Origin of the sequence: Psychrobacter immobilis (assembly GCF_904846285.1) — a bacterium.
Taxonomy (GTDB): domain Bacteria; phylum Pseudomonadota; class Gammaproteobacteria; order Pseudomonadales; family Moraxellaceae; genus Psychrobacter; species Psychrobacter immobilis_D.
The window spans coordinates 1-1310 of record NZ_CAJHAD010000058.1 but is presented as its reverse complement, the minus strand read 5'-3'; the positions used below and the strand labels follow the sequence as shown (position 1 = coordinate 1310).

Here is a 1310-nt window from a genome sequence, read left to right as displayed (position 1 = left end):
TGAACCGCCCCGGGATTGTCGGAGACTCAACATTCTGAGAGAATACGACAATGAAAAAACAAACCTACACTCCTGAGATTAAAGAACGCGCCGTTCGCATGCTGATAGAAGCGTTGGGCGACTATCCCTCCACATGGTCAGCGATTCAAGCCATTGCCCCTAAGATTGGCTGTACGCCTGAAACCCTGCGGTCGTGGCATAAAAAACACATCGATCAAACTATTCCTGCATCGGTGCAAGCGCAAAGTGATAAAGAGCGCATCAAGGAGCTTGAACGCGAATGCAGAGAGCTCAAGCAAGCCAATGAGATCATACGTAAGGCTGCCGCTTTTTTCGCCCAGGCGGAGCTCGACCGCTGACTAAAATCATGATTCAATTCATCGACGATCATAAGAATAATTATGGGGTCGAGCTGATCTGTAGAGTATTACCGATTGCCCCATCAACCTATCACCGTGCTAAAGACTTGGAGAGCTACCCTGAAAAATGCTCACTGCGCAGTCAACATGACGACTTTTACATCAGCGAGATTAAACGTATCTGGCAGGACAGCAAATGCCGTTACGGTGCGCGTAAAGTATGGCAGCAGATGAAAGCTGACGGGTTAAAGGTTGCTCGTTGTACCATAGAGCGTTTAATGAGACAGCATGGCCTACAAGGTGTCTGGCGCGGTAAGGGTAAAATAACAACTCACAGCCGTGATGATCAAAAGCGTGCTGATGACCTAGTCAATCGTAACTTTAGCGCTCATCGCCCTAACCAGCTCTGGGTGGCAGACTTTACTTATATCAAGACGATAAGCGGCTGGGTGTATACCGCTTTTATTATTGATGTGTTTGCTCGCGCTATTGTGGGCTGGAAAGTATCTAATCGTATGAACACAGATATGGTGATGGCGGCGTTAAATCAAGCAATAGCAGATAGAAACTATCCCAAAGATGTGATTCATCACAGTGATCGAGGGGTTCAGTATTTATCCATTCGCTATACTGATAAAATGGCTACATGCGGTGTTATAGCTTCTGTCGGTACGACAGGCGATTCATACGATAATGCATTAGCTGAAACGGTCAACGGGCTTTATAAGTCTGAGGTGATTCATTATTTAAAACAGAACTGGACTGGTGTGAACGATGTTGAACTAGCAACCCTTGAATGGGTGGATTGGTTTAATAGAACACGATTGCATAGCACGATTGGATATGTGTCACCCTTTGAGTTTGAAAAGCGGTATTATGATAATTTAACCCTGTCAGGCATCGCTGCCTGACTCAAGTAAATCACTCTCCGATAAAGTCGGGGCGGTTCAA

The 1310-nt window shown here is 45.9% G+C and carries 1 protein-coding gene and 1 other annotated feature; the gene reads left to right on the top strand.

What is annotated here, in order from left to right; all coding sequences use genetic code 11:
• Positions 1-50 precede the first annotated feature (50 nt).
• Positions 51-1270, top strand: a protein-coding gene (locus JMX13_RS13515; protein WP_413786326.1) for an IS3 family transposase whose coding sequence is annotated in 2 segments (ribosomal slippage) — positions 51-327 and positions 327-1270 — 1221 coding nt in all. Because the reading frame shifts where the segments join, the coding sequence is not laid out codon by codon here.
• Positions 326-442 (top strand) — a sequence feature (AL1L pseudoknot). Its footprint overlaps the gene before it by 117 nt.
• Positions 1271-1310: the final 40 nt, after the last annotated feature.